The sequence below is a fragment of the Pseudidiomarina marina genome (assembly GCF_044807045.1).
Classification (GTDB): Bacteria; Pseudomonadota; Gammaproteobacteria; order Enterobacterales; family Alteromonadaceae; genus Pseudidiomarina; species Pseudidiomarina marina.
In genome coordinates this window covers 1,503,182-1,523,886 of record NZ_CP085233.1, presented here as the reverse complement: position 1 = coordinate 1,523,886, position 20,705 = coordinate 1,503,182, and the positions used below count along the sequence as shown (strand labels likewise).

Genomic DNA, 20,705 nt, shown 5'->3' with positions numbered 1-20,705 from the left:
TTCTAATGGCCGCCCATAATGCTGTCGGCAGCGTCGGGTTTATCATGAACACCAAAACGGTCGACGATGGTCGCGCTGGCTTCGTTGAGCCCTTGCACCTCGACTTCAGCGCCCTCGCGACGGAATTTGAGCACAACTTTATCAAGCGCTCCTACCGCAGTGATGTCCCAAAAATGTGCTTTCGTGAGGTCAATAATGACCTTATCCAGCGCTTCTTTAAAGTCGAACGAGTCAATAAACTTATCAGCAGAAGAGAAAAATACCTGACCGATCACCTGATAACGGCGTTCGCTGCCTGATTCATCAATGGTTGATGTCACACTCATAAAGTGGCCAATTTTGTTCGCGAAGAACATGGCAGCAAGTAATACACCCACGCCAACACCAATCGCTAAGTTGTGAGTTGCCACAACAACCACGACGGTGCTGACCATCACAATGTTGGTCGACAACGGGTGTTTCTTAAGGTTACGAATGGAGTCCCAACTAAAGGTACCAATGGAGACCATGATCATCACAGCAACGAGCGCCGCCATCGGTATTTGTTTGAGCCATTCGTCCAGCACAAGAATCAAGACCATCAGGAAAATACCAGCCGTTAACGTCGACAAGCGGGTGCGACCGCCTGATTTCACGTTAATCACCGACTGACCAATCATCGCACAGCCAGCCATACCGCCCATCAAACCAGCACCGATGTTGGCGATACCCTGTCCTTTACACTCACGGTTTTTGTCACTTGGTGTATCGGTTAGGTCATCAACGATGGTCGCTGTCATCAGTGATTCGAGCAAACCAACCACAGCCAAACCAGCAGAGTACGGAAAGATAATGGCTAAGGTTTCTAGGTTCAGCGGTACATCAGGCCATAGGAAAATTGGCAAGGTATCCGGTAACTGGCCCATATCCCCAACAGTACGAATGTCAATGTTCCAGAAAATAGCCACAACGGTTAACGAGATGATGCACACCAACGGCGACGGCAACATCTTGCCGATGACAGGCACGTACGGGAATAGGTAAATAATACCAAGTCCGGCCGCCGTCATGGCGTACACATGCCAAGTTACGTTGGTCAGCTCAGGTAGTTGCGCCATAAAAATCAAAATAGCGAGCGCGTTAACGAAGCCAGTCACCACCGAGCGCGAAACAAACCGCATCAACGAGCCCAGTTTTAAGTACCCTGCTCCAATTTGAAGCACACCGGTTAATAATGTGGCAGCCAATAGATACTCAAGGCCATGGTCGCGCACTAAGGTGACCATCAACAACGCCATTGCGCCGGTTGCGGCTGAAATCATGCCAGGACGACCACCAGTAAACGCAATGATCACGGCAATACAGAACGAAGCATAAAGCCCTATTTTCGGATCAACGCCGGCGATAATCGAGAAGGCTATCGCCTCAGGAATAAGAGCAAGGGCTACGACAATACCCGCGAGCAGATCGCCACGGATATTCGAAAACCACTGGTTCTGAATGGTTTTGAACATAAGTTTATTTTCGCTTATTGATTAAAGGTATTTTAAATAAAACAGAAATACAGAAATGCGCCACGTTCACACTCTTGTTTATTAAAGAGATTAAACGCAACGTTTAAAGAAAATATGAACGCTAGGGTGGCGTAAGGTTGAACAAACCAACTTTCTCCGTGCTCGTTCTTACCCCATGTAAGAACTACCCAATTTAAGAAGCGGCGGATTATACGGAAATGTTTGATTAAACGCAAAAGACAGACTTTGAAATATAGTTTGACTTATCTAGGAATCAGCGTAGAGTGGGCGGCGTTGGTTAGAAACAGCAAGTTAAATCTCCTCTACGTCGCATTATTAGCATTATTCTTCGTCCTGTAGCTTTAAATTTCCTTTTTTTACCCCGCATGACTCTGTCAGTGGCATTTGCCATGGCAGCAAATTTTTAAATTTTCAGGATTAATATTATGTCTAATACAGTAACTGGCGTTGTAAAATGGTTTAACGAAGCAAAAGGTTTTGGTTTTATTGAGCAACAAGGTGGCGCAGACGTATTTGCTCACTTTAGCGCAATTGCTAGCACCGGTTTCAAAACCTTAGCCGAAGGCCAACGTGTATCGTTTTCGATCACTCAAGGTCCTAAAGGCCCACAAGCTGAAAACATCGTTGCCGTTTAATCGCCGATAGTTTTGCTTGATAATGAGGAGCTCTTTTGAGCTCCTTTTTTTATGCCTTGAATTTGCTTCTGTTCAATAACCCGCTATGATTGTGTTAATTATTCACACACCTTCTTGGGTATGACGATGGCACGCACAACAAGTATCACTATTGGTTCTCAACTTGATGAATTCGTTAACGAGCTCATTGAATCCGGTCGCTATGGCTCCACCAGCGAGGTAGTACGATCAGCGTTACGTTTGCTTGAAGCACAAGAGCGCCAACTTCATATGCTGCGCAACGCTATTGCTGAAGGCGAAGCTAGTGGCATCAGCGAATTATCCCTTCGCGACATAGCTAATCAAGTAAAGCAAAAGCATGGCTTATAAACTCTCCTCACTTGCAGCTGAAGATTTCGCTGAGATATACGAATATACGTTGGTAAACTTTGGAGAGCTGCACGCACAAAGCTATTTGTTGGACCTTGAAAAAATCATGGATTTGCTGGTGAGTTCACCAATGATTGGATATGAGTGCGATGATATATCGGAGGGAGTTCGACGCTTTAATCACAACCACCACGCTCTCTTCTATCGTATCATTAAAAAAGACAATTTAAGTTCTGACGTTGTCATCGTTCGGATATTGCATCAACAGATGAATCCTCATCTTTATTTCCCCAGTTAAAAACCTTCTACATTTTATTTCCTTGAATTAATTCAAGTTAGAGCCCATATACTTGGTATAGAGTTTTCTTAAAGAGAAAGTATATGTCTGACAATATCATCGTGGCATGCCCCATTTGCCACAAGAAGAATCGTGTCGCTACCGATAAACCGAGGAGTGAAGCGAAATGCGGTGCGTGTAAAGCGCCTCTTTTTACTGGAAAAGCGTTTGCTGTTAACGCCGATGAGTTTCGCTTGCATCGCGACAGCGATCTACCATTAGTGGTGGATTTTTGGGCGAGTTGGTGCGGGCCATGTAAGCAATTCGCACCGATATTCGAACAGGTTGCGCAGCAATATGCTGAGAAAGCTCGCTTCGTGAAGGTTAGTACCGAAACGGAGCCTCATTTGGCTCAGCACTTTATGATTCGGAGTATTCCGACATTAATGGTGGTTAAAAACGGACAAGAAGTTGCGCGCCAAGCCGGAGCGATGGGCCCGGCGCAATTGGTGCAGTGGCTGAATCAACACCTTTAAAAGCGTTATTGGTTAGTCGTTATTGGTTATTCGTCCTTGGTTATTCATCAAGAGAGCACTGTAGGCAGCGCTCCTTACCGGTGATTAACTTCGAAATGCCGTTACGATTGCGGGCAAAGAACAAATAGCCTTTGTCTGCAAACCATTTGATGACTGGCCAGCGTAACATCGCCGTCATCCAGCCACGCCCGACTGCCGACCACGCTGCGTGCGTCACATCTAGGCCATAAATCATCTCACCGTTTGCTTTTTGCCCATGCAAAATACGGTTGGCTTCCGCTACATCAATTTGCGGATAACGCTGTGCAAAATCGGCCGCCCAAATATTCTCAAACTTGAGTTGCTGCCGTGTATCTTTGGCTTTTAAATGCTTCATTTCTTTTACGCACAGCGGACACCCGCCATCGTAAAAAAGAATAAGTTGTGTCGCCACGAGCACTCCAACTGACTACAAATGATTGTTAATAACAATACGTGAAGCTGAAGAATTTGATCACGCTCTATAAATCAATGACAAACTGTTTAATTTTCAATCAGTTGATTTGTTAATAACTTGATTACATCTCTCTATATCAATATGATTCGGTCACCGTATATTTACGGATTCTTTACAATAATTAAAAAAATGGACTTCTAATGAAAAACTATAAACTAATACTTGCTTCTTCAATTGCAATTATCGGCCTTTCTGGCTGCGCCTCTACTACCCCAACCACAGAAACTTCAAAGTCATATATTATTTATGATCTTAAAGGCCATGATGTGCCAGGCGATATTATCTCAAATGCAATTGTGAAGGGTATTCAGTCTCAAACAAGTAGCGTAAAAGCAGTTCGCGATATACCTCCTTACCCTTTGCCAACTGAACCGGGTAGATTTGAATTAACTCGCCCGCAAGTAACTGGCAACTTGGCTGCATTTGTTGGTGAATTACCGCAGCGTCCAAGCTGTAAAAATTCGATTCTAACTATTAACGCAGCAAATACAGGTATGGCGGCGCAAGGTGAGAAGACAACATTCTTTGCTTGCTTGATTCCTTACACTGAAGGATATCGATTGAGCATTTACACCACATTTATAAAGAAAAGCGGCGCATTTAGCGCTGAAATGCTCGGTGCAACACTTGCACGTAGCATCGTGGGTGACTCGAGCCAATTCATACCTCGTACAGTTAACGCAATTATGGAAGAAGTTGGTACGCTGAATGTTAACTACGAAGTTGTAGAACAATATCCTACGCCAGTTTCCAACGCTGGCTAAATAGACGGGTGCAGTCCTTGGACTGCACCTTTCTGCCGCTTTTTCACCTCTATCACATTCACCTTTGACTTTACCTACAGATCTTATAAACTCTGCGCCATTGTATTTAAGTAGTTACTAAATTACGGTGGTAAGCTGCGATGAAGAAATTGATTTTCCCAGCCTTAATGAGCTGTTACATGGCGTTGTTGATGACCTGTTTAATCACGTGGATCAACACCGGCTTTGACTCTGGATTTTGGGGTCGTTGGTTTACAGCGTTTTATATCGCTTGGCCAATTGCTGGCTTATTGGTTTTAATCGGCGGTCAGCGTATTCGCGCTATTAGCGAAAAAATCGCGCAAAAACTATAAAAAAGAGGGGTGCAGTCCTTGGACTGCACCCCTCCTCTTTCGTCACTCGAGCGGTTAGCCTTAGAAGGTGTAGCGCACACCTACCATCGCCACAGTTGGGTCAATTTCAACGGCTACGCTTTCAATAGTAGTGCCGTTCAAACGAACGTCGGCATCGGTGTCGATATCCATTTTCGATACCATCACATGCACACCCCACTCGTCTGTTAACTTCCAGTTCAAGCCCGCTTGTAGCGCGTAACCGAAGCTGTCTGACAGTGCCAAATCGACGTGGTCGTCAGCGGTTGCAACGCCTAGCGCCCCAAGAGTCGAAACCAATTCGTTCGATACGTTATCTTCAAAGAACGTGGTGTAGTTCAAGCCGAATCCAACGAATGGCTTTACGTTTTCTGAGCCGATATCGAAGTGATACTGGGCTAATAATGTCGGTGGCAAATGTTTCGTTTCACCAATCTTCATGCCTGCTAACACCCCAGTACCATGAATTTCGTGGCTGAATGGTGTTGCCGCTACTAATTCTAACGTCCAATTGTTCGTCATTTTGTAGTCGATGGTGATACCAAGTTGGGTGTTGTTATCAACCGTGACGCCGGTACTGCCGGTTTCAAATCCAGCAATAGATTCAATAACTGGCAGGTTCGAGCTACTATCACTTGGCATAACGCCGATGGCGCCAACATTCACGCTGAATGTATCTGCGTAAGCCGGTGCTGCGCCAATAATGGCGACTAAACTACAAACTAATAATGACTTTTTCATACAGCTCTCCTTAGTAATTTCCGCACATTTTATAGGGTCACTGTCGAAATAAATTGATCGCGATCAATAAATGTAACCACAAGAAAATCAGGGGTATTTCTTGGAGCAGCCAATACCTACTTGGTGGTACGAGGAGGGGTGCAGTCCTAGGACTGCACCCTTCTTTTCTCTATAATCAGTGGAACCAAACAAGAGGAAGTGCGAAATGAAACTGACTGTCGACATCAGCAAATATCCGTTAGCTGAAAATTACATAGACCCAATTCGCGAGTTTATTGATGAACTGACGAAGCACCCAAACATTCACATCATCACCAATACACTCAGCACCCAAGTTTTTGGTGACTTCGATGACGTGATGGAAGCCATACAGGCGTGTATTAAATGGTCATTCAATAAATACGGGAAAGTCGTATTCGTATGTAAGTTCCTGCACGGCGATCTTCGCCCAGAATAAGAGACGTGCAGTCCAAGGACTGCACCCCACCTTCTTTTCTGTAAACTTACAATCTCTTACAAATCAATCTATTGCCTAAAAGATATATCCACACATAGACTGCAGTTGAAGTCCCCCAAAACTACAACAAGGAATTTCTCGTGAATAAATGGACAAATTGCGCGTTAGCCATCGCTTTAGCTACTTCATCAACCTTGGCTTTTGCTCAAACAGCAACTTCGCCGAGTTTTGATTTTATCAGTGGCGGTTATTTAAGTGCTGATTATGAGGATGAATCAGTCAACGGTTTGACTGCTTCATTCAGCCAATCTTTTGGAAACGATTGGTTCGTTACCGCTGATTACATGACAGCGTCTGAAGATTATGAAGAAGCATTAATGGACGACATTATTTATCGTGCTAAAGCTGAGATTTCGCGCTTGTACGGAAACGTGGGTTATAAATTTTATAACGAGGGTAACACCACCGCTTATATTTCTGGTGGTCTCGCGTGGGTTGAAGCCGTTATCAAAACCGATACATTCGGAGATTTCGGTGCTGATGAGACAGGCTGGAACCTAAAGGTTGGTGTACGTAACCGCTTTACCGATTCGCTCGAGGTCGACGCCAGTATTCGCCACTACGATGTCGGCAACATGGATAGTCAGGAAATCAGCGTAGCCGGACGTTACTTCATCAATTCAAATGTCAGCGTTGGTCTTGGTTACAGCATTGTTAGTAGCGAAGAGAATCATACTTTCTTAACTGCTTCATATCATTGGTAAAAATAAGGGTGCAGTCCAAGGACTGCACCCCACCTCTTACTCCACGGCGTGGCGGAATAAGGTCTCAAAACGCTCAAGCGCTTCATCAAGAATTGGTTCTTCAATTGTCAGAGCAGGCAAAAATCGAATTACATTCCCGTAGTACCCGCAGGCCAATAGAATCAACCCGTACTCCGGCGCCAAGCTAATAATCCGCTGCACTAATGCGGCATTGGGTTGCGCTGCATCACCGTCTACTACTAATTCAAGTGCGATCATCGCACCCACTTGACGCACTTCTAAAATCAATGACGGAAATTCCTGTTGAAGCTCATGCAAAACGGTAGAAAATTTCTCACCAACCCAGCTCGCGCGTGAAACTAATTGCTCTTCTTCAATAACCTGCAATACCGCAAGCGCTGCGGCACACGCAACCGGTGAACCACCATAAGTACCGCCCAAACCGCCTGGATGCGCCGCATCCATGATTTCAGCTTTTCCAACTACCGCAGCCAGTGGCAAGCCACCAGCAATTCCTTTCGCCATAGTCATAAGGTCAGCTTCAACGTCACTGTACTCGGCACAAAACATCCGCCCTGTACGACCAAACCCAGTTTGTATCTCGTCAAGAATCAACAACATGCCATGCTCGTCGCATAAAGCACGTAATGCCTGCAGAAACTCAGGCGATGCCATATAAAATCCGCCCTCACCTTGCACCGGTTCGACAATAATGGCTGCCACATCAGACGGTTCTATCGAAGCCTTAAACAAATGCTTCAAAAAACCAAGTGTTTCAGCAACAGTGACGCCGTGCGCTTCGTTAGGAAACGGCACATGATAAATATCGCCAGGGAAAGGACCAAAACCTGATTTATAAGGTGCATTTTTACCGGTTAATCCCATCGCCAAATTTGTACGACCATGAAATCCTCCGGTAAATGCAATCACCCCGCGTCGTCCTGTCGCTGATCGCGCAATTTTCACGCAGTTTTCCACAGCCTCAGCACCGGTACTGACAAACACTGCTTTTTTAGGCGTATTGCCGGGCGCTAAAGTCGTTAATTTCTCGGCAAGTTCAATTGCTACTTCGTATGGATTAACCATCACGCAAGTGTGCGAAAACTCTTGCAGTTGCTTGGTTGCCGCTGCCACCACCGCCGGATGTGAATGCCCCGTGTTACACACCGCAATACCAGTTCCTAAATCGATGTAGCGTTTGCCCTCAACATCCCAAACTTCGGCATTCTTCGCTTTCGCCACATACACCGGGTAAACATTGCCTTGGCCGCGAGCGATAACGGCTTGTTTGCGCTGTTGCAGTTGATTATTCGTTGTCATTCTTTGTTTCTCCTGCAGATATTACTGTGCCAAGCCACCGAAGCTTAGATATTTTGTTTCAAGGTAGTCATCAAGCCCGTATTTTGAGCCTTCACGACCGTATCCACTTTGTTTCATGCCACCAAATGGTGCCGCAGCGTTTGAAATGGCGGCGTCGTTGATGCCAACCATGCCAAATTGTAATTTCCGACCCATACGCATGCAGCGTCCAACGTCGCGGGTATAAACATAAGCAGCAAGACCATATTCCGTATCATTCGCCATATATAAGGCTTCAGCTTCGTCTGCAAAGCGCACAATACTTACAACTGGGCCAAACAATTCACTTTGTGCTAATTCAGAGTCGTTCGCGACGTTATCAACAACAACGGGTGCAAACCAAGCGCCTGATACCGCTTTTGTTTCTGTACAAATTCGTGCGCCATCAGCTACTGCTCGCATTACAAGCTGTTGTAAGTTTTCCGCCGCTTTGGGATGAATCAACGGCCCTACTTCGAGTTGCGATAATTTTGCCTGAAGTAATGAGATAAACTTATCCGCTACCGATTCATCAACCAGTAATCGATTGGCGCAGACACAGGTTTGCCCAGTATTTCGGAACTTCGCCAACATAAATCCTTCTACAGCGGCTTCAAGGTCGGCATCATCGAACACAATAAAGGGTGCATTTCCGCCGAGCTCCAAAGAAACGCGTTTGACGGTACTTGCACATTGCTGGGCAAGTAATCGACCGACCCGTGTTGACCCAGTGAAGCTAAATTTGGCAATAGCTGGATGTTGCGTTAAAACTTTACCGATAGCGGCGGAATCAGTACCAACAACAAGTTCAAATGCGCCGGCGGGCAAGCCACTAACCAAAGCCAACGCTCTTAACGCAAAAGCTGACAGCGGCGTCTCGTGCGCAGGCTTGGCAACAACGGTACAACCAGCCGCTAACGCCGCCGCAGCTTTACGAGCCAGCATGGCCATCGGGAAGTTCCAAGGCGTAATCACGCCAACCACTCCCACCGGCTGCTTTATCACCATAATCTGCTTGCTCGAATCTGGAGCTGGAATCGTATCGCCGTATGCGCGCGGTGCTTCCTCAGCAAACCAATGCAAGTAGCTTGCGCTGTAGTCGATTTCACCTATCGCTTCACTCAGCGGTTTGCCTTGTTCAAGACTCAAGATTTGCCCCAGCAGCTCGCGATGTTCTAACAACGCATCGCCCCAGCGCCGCAATAGTGTTGAGCGCTGCCGCGCCGGCACCTCTGCCCAAGTTTCAAATGCACCTGCAGCAGCGATAACGCATCGCTCGGCTTCTTCGGTCGATTGCTCTGGCAACCAAGCAACGTCTTTTTGGCTCGCCGGATTATTCACCGCGAAGCGTCCATCACCAGCCGTTTTGCCATCAAACCAACTGGACTCAAGTAGCCCTAGTTCAAGCGCTTCAACTATAAAATCTGCACTCATCGAATACTCCTGAAGTGGCGTGGAAGGAGGGGTGCAGTCCTTGGACTGCACCCCTCCTCTTTTTAAGCGGTGGCGGGGCTCACGCGCATAATCCGAACATTAAAGAAGCCATACGCCACGGCAATCACAGGCGTCAGCAAACATAAGAATGCCCATGGCGCATAATCAAAGGTTGCAACGCCGAGGCTGGCTGCCATGAACGCACCACAGGTGTTCCAAGGCACAAGCGGTGATGTCATGGTGCCCGCATCTTCTAGGGTACGAGACAAGCTCTCAGGTGCTAAGCCACGACGTTCAAATTCCAATTGATACATCCGCCCAGGTAATACAATGGCGATGTACTGGTCGGCTGCAACCACGTTTAAGCCGATGGAGGTTAAAACCGTTACAAGGATCAACGAACCGGTACCTTTTACGCTGCTCAATGCTGCTTTTACTAATCGCTGTAAAAGGCCGGTTTTTTCCATCATGCCGCCGAAGCACATCGCAGAAATAATCAGCCACACCGTAGTGAGCATGTCTTCCATACCGCCACGCGATAACAGCGAATCTAATGTTTCATTGCCGACCGACGCGACAAAACCGGAGGTCATGACTGCCCAAATGCCTTTAAAGTAGGCCATGCCTGCCGCCATCTCACCTGCGGGATCGGCGAATTGCAACACGACGTCTGATTGAAACACCACCGCGATAATGCAGCCCGCAACGGTGCCGGCAACAATAGTTGGTAACGCTGGGACTTTACTCCAAGCCAGAACGAGCAACAGAATCAATGGAACAAAGGCGAAAAAGCCCAAATAAAACTGCGAGCCTAATAACGCCTGCGTTTGTTTAATTTCACGTAACGTACCCGCAGCATCCGTAACATCGCTACCAATAAAACTAAACAAAATGACGGAAATGACTGCCGCCGGGATCGTGGTCCAGAGCATATTCCGAATATGACTAAACAAATCCGCCCCCACCATGGCTGGTGCTAGGTTTGTTGAATCTGAAAGTGGCGACATTTTGTCACCAAAATAGGCACCTGAAATAATTGCTCCAGCCGCAATTTCAGGTTGCAAGCCTAATATTTGAGCGATACTGATAAGCGCCAAACCAACAGTTGCGGCTGTTGTCCAAGAGCTTCCTATAGAGACAGAAACTAACGCGCAAATAATAAAACAGGCGGGATAAAACCAGCTTGGGTCTAATATGCCAAGGCCAAACGAAATAATTGCTGGCGCAGTGCCCGCCAGCATCCAGGCGCCGATCATTGAACCGACCATTAGCAAGATTAAGCATGCTTTAAACGTCAGCGAGATACTGCGAATCATTGCCTGTTCTAATTCATCGTAGCTCTGCCCAAGTAGCAAGCCAATGGCTGCAGTAAATACCGCAGCAAAGATCAAGGCGAGTTGACTAGGCCCGCTAGAAGCGTTGTCGCCAAACAGCACAACCGCTAAGCCGAGCAATAAGATCAGGAATAGAATGGGTAATGCTGCAACAAGTAGTGATGGCTCTCGTGCTTGTTGTTCTGTGTTATCTGACACGGGCATCTCCTTTTTTATAATTATTTTTGTGTGTATGCACGTAAGAATGCTGTCAGGTTCGCACCTAAAGAAGAGCTGATGTAGCCGCCCTCCTGTACAATCACTGTTGGGCCACCAAACGAACTTTTAATCGCTTGACCAATGTGATGGAAACCGTCAGTTGATACCGCCAACCCACCAATTGGGTCATCAATTGACGCATCAATTCCCAACGCCACCACCAACGCATCGGGAGCAAAGGCTTCAATGCGAGCCAATGCGGTGTTCAACGCCTTTAAAAATGCTTTGTCATCGGATTGGCGCGGTAATGGCAGGTTCAGGTTATAACCGAGTCCTCGCCCCTCGCCACGCTCGTCGGCATGCCCCCAAAAAAACGGGTAAAAACGTACCGGGTCAGCATGAATCGATACGGTGAACACATCGTCACGTTTATAAAAGATTTGCTGAGTGCCGTTGCCGTGGTGCAAGTCCACATCCAAAATCGCAACACGTGGATATTTTTGCTGCAACTGAACGGCGGCAATGGCGCTGTTGTTGAAGTAACAAAAACCGCCGGCTACTTCCGCGCTGGCATGATGACCCGGTGGACGACATAACGCATAAGCGTGGTTTTCACCGTGCAAGACCGCCTGCGCTGCAGCCACAGCCGTCCAAGCACTCCAACAAGCGCTATTCCAAGTGTCTGCGCCAATCGGTGCTGCCGCATCAGACATATGATATCCCGCTTGCGCGACTACTGATGCAGGATACGAACCATCGCGCGCAACCGGACGAATATCCGCCACAACAGCATCTGACGCGCCCTCAATGTAGCTCCAACGACGATGTGCATGCTGTAAAAAATGGAGATATTCCGGCGTATGCACCGCAGCAATCGGTCCTAAACCAACATCAACAGGTTGCTGAAATTCGCAACCGGCAGCAAGCGCCCCATCTTTCAAGTGGTCAATACGTGCTGGATGTTCCGGATTATCGACAAATACACCATTCACCAAATAATGTTTGGGATAATGGCACTTCTGGTCATTATGTAAGAACGCTTTCACAACAATTCCTTTCTATAGTCTTAGCTCACGCATAAATTGCTTCATGCTTACGGTGAGTTTCTCGAGAATTTCGTCAATGTGGTTATCATCAACAATGAACGGCGGACAAATCAGTACATGATCGCCCTCGTAGCCGCCGCGCGTGCGGCGTGGGTAGATAACCAAGCCTTGCTCGTAAGCAAGCTCAGTCAGTTGTAAAAAGGCATTTCGCGACGCCGGCAGTGGCGTCATTGTCACCGGGTCAGCCACCAGCTCAATGGCGGTCAGCAAGCCTTTACCGCGTACATCACCAATGACAGGGAAAGTTTGCTGCAATTGTTGTAAGCCCTGCTTAAGCTTGGCGCCCATTACAGTGACGTTCTGCATTAAGTTCTGACGCTCAATTTCTTCTAAAACGGCTAAGCCCGTGGCGCAGGCAATGGGATTACCCGCATAGGTATAACCGTGTTGGAAGCCGCCATCACTGAGCACTGCTTCAACGATATGATTCTTCGCAGTAACTGCGCCTAACGGCACATACCCAGCACCAAAACCTTTCGCTAGCGCAACAATATCTGGGTTAATATCCCAGTGCTCAGCTGCTAAAAAAGTTCCAGTGCGGCCAACACCAGTCATCACTTCATCGTAAATTAATAAAACGCCGTATTGCTGACAGATTTCCGCAATGCGACGGTAATACGAATCAGGCGCAACTAAGGCACCGGTTGATGCCCCACCGATTGGTTCCATAACGAACGCAAGAACCGATTCCGCACCCTCTTCTTCGATTTTTGCCCGTAACATTTCGGCATAACGAAGACCGCGTTCTTCGTGAGTCAAGTCATCGCGGTCTAGGTAACATTGCGGGGCGGGTATTTTGGGCATCGCCGTTGTTAACGGAATAAACGGGTCATTCAACGGACCGTAACTGGTTAATGACAACGCTCCCATGGTCGATCCATGATACGACGGTGAACGTGAAATAACTTTCCAGCGCTGTGGTTCACCTTTTGCTACAGCGTATTGACGCGCTAACTTCACGGCGCTCTCAACTGCCTCAGAACCACCAGAAACGAAGAATACTTTGTCATGACCAACAGGGCTTAAACTGGCAACTTTGGCGGCTAACGCTTCGGCGGGCTCGTTTTCGAAATGCATGCGATAGCCGAACGTTGATTTCGCCATCTGCGCCTGCATGGCGGCCAGAACTCGGGGATTACTGTGACCAATATTGGAGACCATGGCGCCGCTTGAACCATCAAGATAACGCTTACCCGAAACATCCCAGATATAAACACCTTCCGCGCGATCTAAAAGCGGCCGACGTGAGCGTGATTGATAGAATAAATGTGATTCAGCCATGCAATAAATTCCTAATAATAACAGGCGTTAATATGAAGCGCCGTATGTGCGCTCGTTCAGTGGTGTTTGTTTGATTCGTAACTGAAGTAATTCGAGGAATTTAGCCTCAGCGCGATTCAGTTTTGCATCAGGATTTCGTACCAAGTGGATATCGATGCTTGGCGTATCGGTATAGGGCGGCAATTGCCATAAGCGCCCAGTCTTAATATCTGTCTCAACCACGTGAATGGGCAGTGGCCCATAACCAACGCCAGCTACAATCATGCGGCGAACTTCTTCCAAATGGTCAGAAACACCCGCTAATTGCTCCGATAAATTGGCTTGCTGACGCAATAATGCGACCGAACGCAGGTAACCGTTTGCCGAATCGGTGTAGAAACTCACTCTTTCATAGTCGCGAAGATCACTCAGTTGAAGGTTGGAACGGCCAAATAAAGGATGTAGCGGTCCGCAGAAGAACCCAAAATGTTCTCGGTAAAACAACGTGCCTTCCACTTCATTACCGTAGTCATGCGCTAAACAAACGCCGAAACTTGCTGATTTATCGCTTACCGCTGCAACTACTTGGCTACTACTGCGTACGGTTACTGAAAAACGAGTTTGTGGGTACAACTGATGAAATTCAGCAAGTGTTTCATCCAACAAAGGGGTGATGACATGGCTCGCCAAACACACACGGATTTCGCCAGTTACTTCGTCACTTAAACTTGAAAACAAGTCAGGTAAACGAGATACCGAACCAAAAATTTGTTTGCATTCGGCATAAAGCGCTTCACCGGCAGCTGTTAACACAAAGTTGCGCGGGTCACGCTCAGCAAGTTGAACCTGCAAGCCTTCTTCTAATCGACGCAGTGCACTACTTACCGATGGCTGCTTTAAGCCCAGCTGTTCTGCGGCGCGCGTAATACCGTTGCACTCTGCGATAACCATAAATGTACGCAACAAATTCCAGTCCACGGACCAACTGAAACCCTGCAATGGCTTACTCGACAATGGGCTATCATCTTTCACATCAGTCATATCATTACTCAAAACTATGGTTGACTTGTGTATCATTTTATTAATTAATCACATGACCAAGTAAAAATAAACAACTTTTTAATGAGAGGTTCGAGTGAGTAGAAAAGTCATCATAACCAGTGCCATCACAGGTTCAATCTACACGCCGACAATGTCTCCGTACCTGCCGGTAACCGGCAAGGAAATTGCTGAACAGGCGATAGGTGCAGCGGAAGCTGGTGCCTCGATTATTCATTTACACGCTCGCGTGCCGGAAACCGGACAACCAAGTGCAGAAGTTGAGCACTTCCGTGGATTTATTCCTGAAATTGCAGCCAATAGTCGTGCTGTGTTGAATATTTCGACCGGTGGTAGTTCGCTGATGAGTTTAGAGGAGCGCCTTCGCCCTGCTACAGCAATGGCACCCGAAATGTGTTCATTGAACATGGGTTCTATGAACTTCGGTATTTTTACTTTGAAGCGTCGATATTCCAACTGGAAACATGAATGGGAACCACAACTACTTGAGGCGACTAAAGAGCGAATTTTTGCCAATACCTATGCCGACATTGAAAACACCATTTGTCACCTCGGCCATGATTTAGGTGCGAAATTTGAATTTGAATGTTACGACCTCAGCCACATTGAAACGCTGGCTTATTTTGTACGTAAGGGTTTTTTAACTGGTCCTCTTTATGTGCAGTTTGTTTTAGGTGTTATGGGCGGCGCTGGAGCAACGCCTGAAAACTTAATGGCAATGAAATCAGCAGCCGACAGATTACTTGGCGATCAATACCACTTCTCAGTTCTTGCAGCCGGCAAACACCAAATGGAATTAGCCACCATGGGCATTGTTCTCGGTGGACATGTTCGCGTCGGATTAGAAGATAGCTTGACGTTACCTAGTGGTGAATTCGCCAAAACCAATGCCGAACAAGTTGCCATTATTCGCAACATTATTGAAGCACTGGGTCATCAGGTGGCCTCACCAGATGATGCACGAGAGATGCTACAACTCAAAGGTGCCGAAAAGGTAAACGCATTATGATAACGATTCGCCCTGCAACAGCTAATGATGCTAACGAATTACAACGCTTGCTAAAAGAACTAGCCAGCGGTCTCGGACAAGCCGACGACTTAACCAGCAAAGCTGAAAACTTAGCTGCCATTGCGCTTACCAAAGTACCTGGTTTTCATGCCCACATTGCTATTGATGAAACAACGGATCAAGCCGTCGGTATGGTGTTCTTCTTTGCAGAATATTCAACTTGGCGCGGCGAAGCTGGTGTTTATATTCAAGATCTCTACGTGGATAAGAATCAGCGCGGTTCAGGCTTAGGCGTAAGGTTATTAAAAGCCGCGGCAAAAACTGGGCAACAGTGGCACGCGAAGCACCTTCGTTTAGCGGTAGATTTCGATAACCCATTAGGCCGAAAATTTTATGAGCGGGTCGGTTTTAAAGAACAGCCGCAATACTGTATTACGCAACTGACAGGCTCTTCTTTTATGACGTTGTTGGAGGCGGATGTATGAAGCTATTATCGCTCCAATTAAGCGCGTGCAGCATTGCAATTCTCGGCATTCTTGGCTGCTCACCTGAGGCTATCACAACAGCGCAAGCCAGTAATTCAACTAACGAGCAGCCTGCTCGAGTGCCAGTTCTAGAGCAAGTAAAACACCCTCACACCTACTATTGGCGCGAAATGTATGCGCCACAGCTAACCAATGGGCCAAGCGGCCTTAGCTTCACTCCCGATGGCAAAGCAATCATTTATAGCATGGCTGGTTCATTGTGGCGTCAGGCGCTCGACAGCGACACCGCCATCGAGCTAACCGCTCAAAACGGCTATGACTTTCAGCCGGATGTGCGCAGTGATAATAATCACGTCGTTTTTGTGCGCCAACAGCAAAACCGCACTGAGCTAATGGCGTATGCGCAAGCGACGCAAACAGAGCACACGCTAGGTGAAGCTAAATACAGCTACTTTGAACCCCGCTTTAGCCCGAACGGTCAACGCATCGCCTATGTCAGAACCAACGATCAGGGCCATTTGGGCGTTTTTGTTGCGGATATAAAAGAGAACGACGGCTCGCTAGCGTTAACAAATGAAACCGCAGTCATGTCTGGGCATGTTACCGAGAAGTACCGTTATTACTATTCGCAAGCCGATCATGCGGTGAATCCTTCTTGGACACCAGACGGCAAGTCGCTGTTATTGGTAACCAACAAAGATACGGCTTGGGGATCTGGCGGTATTTGGGAAGTTCCTATCGATAATCCAGAGCAAGCAAAGCTGCTTATTGATGAAGAGACAACGTGGTCCGCAACACCTCAGCTTGCTAGTGATGGTAAGCGCTTGTTGTATGCAAGCTATCGGGGGCGTCAATTCCAACAACTCTGGATTACGAGTCGCAATGGCGATTATCCCTTCCCCATTACCTTTGGCGAATACGACATTCGTGCCCCGCGCTGGAGTACCGATGATCAACATCTAGCTTATATTTCGAATAAAAATGGCAGTCCGCAGTTGGTGTTACATGAATTCGTAGGTGGCAAAACCAAAATCATTGAAGCCGCAAAACGCGAATATAAACGGGCTATGCAACGCGTTACCGTGAAACTACAAGACGAAAACGGCAATCCACTGAGTGGCAGAATTAGTCTGCTTGGCTCTGATGGCCGACACTATGCACCGAATAACGCTTGGATTCATGCGGATGATTATGTTGATACGGTTCATGGTGATCACGAAACCCATTATTTTCATTGTCATCAACAGTGTGCGCTCAATGTTCCAGCTGGTGAATTTGAAGTTTTCGCAATGCATGGTTTCGAGCACAAATCAGCGAATCAAGTTTTTTCAAACACCAACGAAGTCGTTATGACATTAAAACAGAGCAGTTTGCCGGAACGGTTTGGCAAGTTCATTAGTGCCGATTTTCACGTTCACATGAACTACGGCGGACAATATTTACAAACTGTTGATAGCTTGATTGATGGCGCGTTGGCTGAAGATCTCGATTTGGTTTACAACACGATAGTCAACAAAGAAGAACGAATTCCAGATATCAGTCAATTCAAAGTTGAACCGGATCATCGTGATGGCGTTTCTGTGTATCAGGCGCAGGAATTTCACACCAGCTATTGGGGTCACCTCGGCTTAGTGCATCTTGATTCACACTATCTGCTGCCTGACTTTTCAACCTATTGGCACACGGGACTTGCCTCGCCTTACCCCGCCAACACACAAATACTTGATTTAGCACACCAACAAAGCGCGTTAACCGGCTACGTACACCCCTTTGATTGGATTCCTGACCCATCGAAAGAAATCACAACTCACGGTCTGCCGCTTGATGTTGCGCTTGGTAAAGTCGATTACTTTGAAGTGGTTTCATTTGCAGATCACTTTATAACCAATGAAATTTGGTACCGCTTGCTCAACCTCGGTTTCAAATTAACTGGCGCCGGCGGCACTGATTTTATGGGTAATTATGCATCGGTTCGCGGCCCTATTGGGCTAAACCGAAGCTATTTACCTGATGTTGATCCGAGCAATCCAGCCACAGTTAAACGTGCTATTCATAACGGCGAAGGCTTCGTTACCAATGGTCCATTGTTGGGTTTTCTTGCCAATGAGCAAGCGCCAGGCTCAACGCTCACTCTCAAAGCAAATGAGGCCATTAATTTAGATGTTTCCCTGCGCTCATTAACCAAAGTTGAGCGCCTCGAAATTATTCACAACGGCAAAGTTGTCGAAACGCTTTCAATTGACGAGAACGGTAAGCACGCTGACCACCGCATCCAATTTACGCCAGAAACATCCGGTTGGATTCTTGCTCGCGCCTACCGCAAGGCTCCAAATCGCGAGGTTCAAGATACGTCCACTTATGCAACGACTAATCCGGTTTGGCTAAATGTCGAAGAACGTTCTTATGATGCCAGCGAAGAAGCCACCTATTTTATTGCGTGGCTCGACAACATGAAGCAACACGTTGAAACAAATAAAGATTTTAATCAGGAATGGGAGCGCGAAACCATTCTGCGCGACATTGCGCGCGCTCGCAAAGTTTATGAGGGACATCTAAAATGAAGCTAACGCAAGTTATTGCTCTGAGCTTACCGCTAACCTTTTTAGCCACTGCACAGGCAGAGAAAATACCGTTTACGGTTGCCGACACTAATGCTGTGATTGATGTTGCAGCGCCCTCGCTTTCTGCCGACGGCGAATTGCTTAGTTTCACCGTGAGCTCTGAACATAAGCCAACGGATGCGTTTACTTCCGATGTCTGGCTAGCCAACAGTGACGGTTCACAACAGCGTAATCTATCCAATACGCCAGAGCACGATGAATGGTCTCCCGCCTTTAGCCCTGATCAACGTCACCTGACGTGGCTGGCGACAGACGAAAACGACCTAACGCAAGTCTTCGCTTATAACTTAGAGGACAACACAACCAAGCAACTGACGAAGCTTGAACATAGTGTAGACGGCTATCTATGGTCACCTGATGGCAAACAATTGCTATTAACTATGACGGTGGGTGCACCTAAGCCAAACGAAGCTGGCACCCCTGCGCCAGTTGTCGTAAACCGCTTTAAGTACCTCGAAGACGGTGTTGGTTATTTAACCAGTCAGCGCACTCATCTATTTGTCTATGACATTGCCAGCCAAAAGCTGACACAAGTAACCGAGGGTGACTACGATCACTGGTTGCCGTCGTGGGCACCGAATGGCAAGTCCATCGCCTATTTTTCTCGTCGCGATTTAGACACGCATCGCTCGATCAACTACGACGTATTTGTTCGTTCTCTTGAAGGGGAGCGCACGGAAAAGCAAGTTAGTACCTTTAGCGGCTCAGATGGCGACCCATACTGGATTTCTCCACCGGCATGGTCACCTGACAGTCAGCAACTCGTATGGCTGCAAGGTGGTGAGCAAAAATGGATGTATTATCACCCGTGGCAGATGATGCTCGCCGACTTAAACAGCGGTAAAACACGAAAGTTGGCGCATCTTGATCGTAATATTTATCTCCCCCGCTTTGCGCCTGATGGCAAATCAGTCTACGCATTGCTTGAAGAAAAGCATGTCACCCCATTAATTCAAGTCGACATCGCTTCTGGTGAGGTGAATCAATTAACGCATGGCAAGCACTTTTTAATGGACTATGCGCTGAGCGCTGATGGCAGCCAGATTGTGGTACAGCGCGGTACCGACAACCAGCCATTCGAGCTTTATTCGGTAACGCAGGATAAGCCGCTAACCAACTTCAATAGCTGGGTTGATAACCGTCAATTAGCCAAAACCACCACATTTAGTTATGACAGTGACGGTCATACGATTGATGGATTTTTAGTACTACCGGCCGATTACCAAGGCGATAAACCGTTGCCGACGATATTCCGTGTTCACGGTGGCCCAGTTTACCAGTTTAGCCACGAATTCATGATTGATTGGCAAATTTACGCAGCAAACGGTTTTGCTGTGGTAGGGATTAATCCGCGCGGTTCATCAGGTAAAGGCTTCGATTTCGCCAAACATATCTATGCCGATTGGGGTAGCGTTGATGTTCAAGACTTACTTGCTGGCATTCGTCACCTTTCGCAAGAAAAAATTATCGATGCAAACCACCTTGGTCTTGGCGGGTGGAGCTACGGCGGCATTTTGACCAACTGGACTATTGCCCAAACCAACGTATTTAAGGCTGCGGTGAGCGGTGCTGGCACTGCGAACACTCTCGGTAACTATGGTGTGGATCAATACCCGATTGATTATGAAATTGAGCTCGGTACGCCGTGGGATAATTTCGAGAACTATGTGCGCGCCAGCTACCCGTTCTTGAACGCCAACAAAATCAAGACACCAACGCTCTACCAGTGTTCTGAGGACGATCTGAACGTTATTTGTGGCGGCTCGATGCAAATGTATCAAGCGCTGAAGTCTGTCGGTACGCCGACGCAACTCATCATTTATCCTGGCCAAAATCACGGTATCAGTGTACCGAGCTACCTGACCGACCGTATGCAACGCAATTTGGATTGGTACAGCAACTATCTGCTGAACAACCAATCAGGGCAATAAGGAGTA

21 protein-coding genes are annotated in these 20,705 nt (G+C 47.2%); 12 read left to right on the top strand and 9 right to left on the bottom strand.

Annotated elements, in window-relative coordinates; all coding sequences use genetic code 11:
• Positions 1 to 2: 2 nt before the first annotated feature.
• Positions 3 to 1,493 (bottom strand): SulP family inorganic anion transporter, encoded by a 1,491-nt coding sequence (locus LG272_RS07170; protein WP_404407605.1) that lies wholly within the window; start codon positions 1,491 to 1,493, stop codon positions 3 to 5.
• Between the two features lie 446 nt (positions 1,494 to 1,939).
• Here LG272_RS07170 and LG272_RS07165 point away from each other — a divergent pair, with 446 nt between their 5' ends.
• From LG272_RS07165 to trxC, 4 genes are all read left to right on the top strand, one after another.
• Positions 1,940 to 2,149, top strand: a complete 210-nt coding sequence (locus LG272_RS07165; RefSeq protein WP_126758645.1) for a cold-shock protein — start codon at positions 1,940 to 1,942, stop codon at positions 2,147 to 2,149.
• Between the two features lie 126 nt (positions 2,150 to 2,275).
• Positions 2,276 to 2,518, top strand: coding sequence for a type II toxin-antitoxin system ParD family antitoxin (locus tag LG272_RS07160; protein WP_404407603.1), 243 nt, complete (start codon positions 2,276 to 2,278; stop codon positions 2,516 to 2,518).
• Positions 2,508 to 2,816 (top strand): type II toxin-antitoxin system RelE/ParE family toxin, encoded by a 309-nt coding sequence (locus LG272_RS07155; RefSeq protein ID WP_404407601.1) that lies wholly within the window; start codon positions 2,508 to 2,510, stop codon positions 2,814 to 2,816. Before LG272_RS07160 ends, LG272_RS07155 begins: the two co-directional genes overlap by 11 nt.
• Before the next feature lie 83 nt (positions 2,817 to 2,899).
• On the top strand, positions 2,900 to 3,331 hold the full coding sequence (trxC, locus tag LG272_RS07150; protein ID WP_404407599.1) for a thioredoxin TrxC: 432 nt from the start codon (positions 2,900 to 2,902) through the stop codon (positions 3,329 to 3,331).
• Positions 3,332 to 3,371: 40 nt separating this feature from the next.
• Here trxC and LG272_RS07145 read toward each other — a convergent pair whose 3' ends face one another.
• Positions 3,372 to 3,764 carry a thiol-disulfide oxidoreductase DCC family protein gene (locus LG272_RS07145; RefSeq protein WP_404407597.1) on the bottom strand — a complete coding sequence of 131 codons (393 nt, stop codon included), beginning with the start codon at positions 3,762 to 3,764 and terminating at the stop codon, positions 3,372 to 3,374.
• Positions 3,765 to 3,967: 203 nt separating this feature from the next.
• Here LG272_RS07145 and LG272_RS07140 point away from each other — a divergent pair, with 203 nt between their 5' ends.
• Together LG272_RS07140 and LG272_RS07135 are read left to right on the top strand one after the other, a co-directional pair.
• Positions 3,968 to 4,591, top strand: a complete 624-nt coding sequence (locus LG272_RS07140) for a hypothetical protein (protein ID WP_404407595.1) — start codon at positions 3,968 to 3,970, stop codon at positions 4,589 to 4,591.
• A gap of 140 nt (positions 4,592 to 4,731) precedes the next feature.
• Complete coding sequence (locus tag LG272_RS07135) at positions 4,732 to 4,944, top strand: DUF2798 domain-containing protein (protein ID WP_404407593.1); 213 nt, start codon at positions 4,732 to 4,734, stop codon at positions 4,942 to 4,944.
• 60 nt (positions 4,945 to 5,004) lie between these two features.
• Here the strand turns inward: LG272_RS07135 and LG272_RS07130 are convergent, their stop codons facing one another.
• The gene (locus tag LG272_RS07130) at positions 5,005 to 5,703 is read right to left on the bottom strand and encodes an OmpW family protein (protein ID WP_404407591.1); all 699 of its coding nucleotides are present in this window, start codon (positions 5,701 to 5,703) and stop codon (positions 5,005 to 5,007) included.
• A 205-nt stretch (positions 5,704 to 5,908) separates the two neighbouring features.
• Here LG272_RS07130 and LG272_RS07125 point away from each other — a divergent pair, with 205 nt between their 5' ends.
• Positions 5,909 to 6,160, top strand: a complete 252-nt coding sequence (locus LG272_RS07125) for a YkoF family thiamine/hydroxymethylpyrimidine-binding protein (protein ID WP_404407589.1) — start codon at positions 5,909 to 5,911, stop codon at positions 6,158 to 6,160.
• A 140-nt stretch (positions 6,161 to 6,300) separates the two neighbouring features.
• Positions 6,301 to 6,924 (top strand): outer membrane protein, encoded by a 624-nt coding sequence (locus LG272_RS07120; protein ID WP_404407587.1) that lies wholly within the window; start codon positions 6,301 to 6,303, stop codon positions 6,922 to 6,924.
• Between the two features lie 36 nt (positions 6,925 to 6,960).
• On the opposite strand, the gene gabT is transcribed toward LG272_RS07120, so the two are convergent.
• From gabT to LG272_RS07090, 6 genes are all read right to left on the bottom strand, one after another.
• Positions 6,961 to 8,244 (bottom strand): 4-aminobutyrate--2-oxoglutarate transaminase, encoded by a 1,284-nt coding sequence (gene gabT / locus LG272_RS07115; RefSeq protein WP_404407585.1) that lies wholly within the window; start codon positions 8,242 to 8,244, stop codon positions 6,961 to 6,963.
• A gap of 21 nt (positions 8,245 to 8,265) precedes the next feature.
• Positions 8,266 to 9,696, bottom strand: coding sequence for an NAD-dependent succinate-semialdehyde dehydrogenase (locus tag LG272_RS07110; RefSeq protein WP_404407583.1), 1,431 nt, complete (start codon positions 9,694 to 9,696; stop codon positions 8,266 to 8,268).
• A 62-nt stretch (positions 9,697 to 9,758) separates the two neighbouring features.
• Positions 9,759 to 11,228, bottom strand: a complete 1,470-nt coding sequence (gene nhaC, locus LG272_RS07105; RefSeq protein WP_404407581.1) for a Na+/H+ antiporter NhaC — start codon at positions 11,226 to 11,228, stop codon at positions 9,759 to 9,761.
• A 20-nt stretch (positions 11,229 to 11,248) separates the two neighbouring features.
• Complete coding sequence (locus LG272_RS07100) at positions 11,249 to 12,274, bottom strand: histone deacetylase family protein (protein ID WP_404407579.1); 1,026 nt, start codon at positions 12,272 to 12,274, stop codon at positions 11,249 to 11,251.
• A 12-nt stretch (positions 12,275 to 12,286) separates the two neighbouring features.
• The gene (locus LG272_RS07095) at positions 12,287 to 13,615 is read right to left on the bottom strand and encodes an aspartate aminotransferase family protein (RefSeq protein ID WP_404407577.1); all 1,329 of its coding nucleotides are present in this window, start codon (positions 13,613 to 13,615) and stop codon (positions 12,287 to 12,289) included.
• A 27-nt stretch (positions 13,616 to 13,642) separates the two neighbouring features.
• Positions 13,643 to 14,635: a LysR family transcriptional regulator gene (locus LG272_RS07090; protein ID WP_404407575.1), complete on the bottom strand. Its 993-nt coding sequence runs from the start codon at positions 14,633 to 14,635 to the stop codon at positions 13,643 to 13,645.
• 94 nt (positions 14,636 to 14,729) lie between these two features.
• Between LG272_RS07090 and LG272_RS07085 the strand changes: the two genes are divergently transcribed.
• Genes LG272_RS07085 through LG272_RS07070 form a run of 4 tightly spaced genes read left to right on the top strand, consistent with a single transcriptional unit; the run spans position 14,730 to position 20,699 of the window.
• A complete protein-coding gene (locus LG272_RS07085) occupies positions 14,730 to 15,662 on the top strand; it encodes a 3-keto-5-aminohexanoate cleavage protein (RefSeq protein ID WP_404407573.1) in 933 nt (310 codons plus the stop codon).
• Positions 15,659 to 16,147 (top strand): GNAT family N-acetyltransferase, encoded by a 489-nt coding sequence (locus LG272_RS07080; RefSeq protein WP_404407571.1) that lies wholly within the window; start codon positions 15,659 to 15,661, stop codon positions 16,145 to 16,147. The genes LG272_RS07085 and LG272_RS07080 overlap by 4 nt, the downstream gene beginning before the upstream one ends.
• Positions 16,144 to 18,708 (top strand): CehA/McbA family metallohydrolase, encoded by a 2,565-nt coding sequence (locus LG272_RS07075; protein ID WP_404407569.1) that lies wholly within the window; start codon positions 16,144 to 16,146, stop codon positions 18,706 to 18,708. Before LG272_RS07080 ends, LG272_RS07075 begins: the two co-directional genes overlap by 4 nt.
• The gene (locus LG272_RS07070; RefSeq protein WP_404407567.1) at positions 18,705 to 20,699 is read left to right on the top strand and encodes a prolyl oligopeptidase family serine peptidase; all 1,995 of its coding nucleotides are present in this window, start codon (positions 18,705 to 18,707) and stop codon (positions 20,697 to 20,699) included. Before LG272_RS07075 ends, LG272_RS07070 begins: the two co-directional genes overlap by 4 nt.
• Positions 20,700 to 20,705: the final 6 nt, after the last annotated feature.

Coding starts and splice junctions, on each gene's coding strand:
- LG272_RS07170 (WP_404407605.1), bottom strand. CDS start 1,493: ATGTTCAAAACCATTCAGAACCAGTGGTTTTCGAATATCCGTGGCGAT.
- LG272_RS07165 (WP_126758645.1), top strand. CDS start 1,940: ATGTCTAATACAGTAACTGGCGTTGTAAAATGGTTTAACGAAGCAAAA.
- LG272_RS07160 (WP_404407603.1), top strand. CDS start 2,276: ATGGCACGCACAACAAGTATCACTATTGGTTCTCAACTTGATGAATTC.
- LG272_RS07155 (WP_404407601.1), top strand. CDS start 2,508: ATGGCTTATAAACTCTCCTCACTTGCAGCTGAAGATTTCGCTGAGATA.
- trxC (WP_404407599.1), top strand. CDS start 2,900: ATGTCTGACAATATCATCGTGGCATGCCCCATTTGCCACAAGAAGAAT.
- LG272_RS07140 (WP_404407595.1), top strand. CDS start 3,968: ATGAAAAACTATAAACTAATACTTGCTTCTTCAATTGCAATTATCGGC.
- LG272_RS07135 (WP_404407593.1), top strand. CDS start 4,732: ATGAAGAAATTGATTTTCCCAGCCTTAATGAGCTGTTACATGGCGTTG.
- LG272_RS07130 (WP_404407591.1), bottom strand. CDS start 5,703: ATGAAAAAGTCATTATTAGTTTGTAGTTTAGTCGCCATTATTGGCGCA.
- LG272_RS07125 (WP_404407589.1), top strand. CDS start 5,909: ATGAAACTGACTGTCGACATCAGCAAATATCCGTTAGCTGAAAATTAC.
- gabT (WP_404407585.1), bottom strand. CDS start 8,244: ATGACAACGAATAATCAACTGCAACAGCGCAAACAAGCCGTTATCGCT.
- LG272_RS07110 (WP_404407583.1), bottom strand. CDS start 9,696: ATGAGTGCAGATTTTATAGTTGAAGCGCTTGAACTAGGGCTACTTGAG.
- LG272_RS07095 (WP_404407577.1), bottom strand. CDS start 13,615: ATGGCTGAATCACATTTATTCTATCAATCACGCTCACGTCGGCCGCTT.
- LG272_RS07090 (WP_404407575.1), bottom strand. CDS start 14,635: ATGACTGATGTGAAAGATGATAGCCCATTGTCGAGTAAGCCATTGCAG.
- LG272_RS07080 (WP_404407571.1), top strand. CDS start 15,659: ATGATAACGATTCGCCCTGCAACAGCTAATGATGCTAACGAATTACAA.
- LG272_RS07075 (WP_404407569.1), top strand. CDS start 16,144: ATGAAGCTATTATCGCTCCAATTAAGCGCGTGCAGCATTGCAATTCTC.
- LG272_RS07070 (WP_404407567.1), top strand. CDS start 18,705: ATGAAGCTAACGCAAGTTATTGCTCTGAGCTTACCGCTAACCTTTTTA.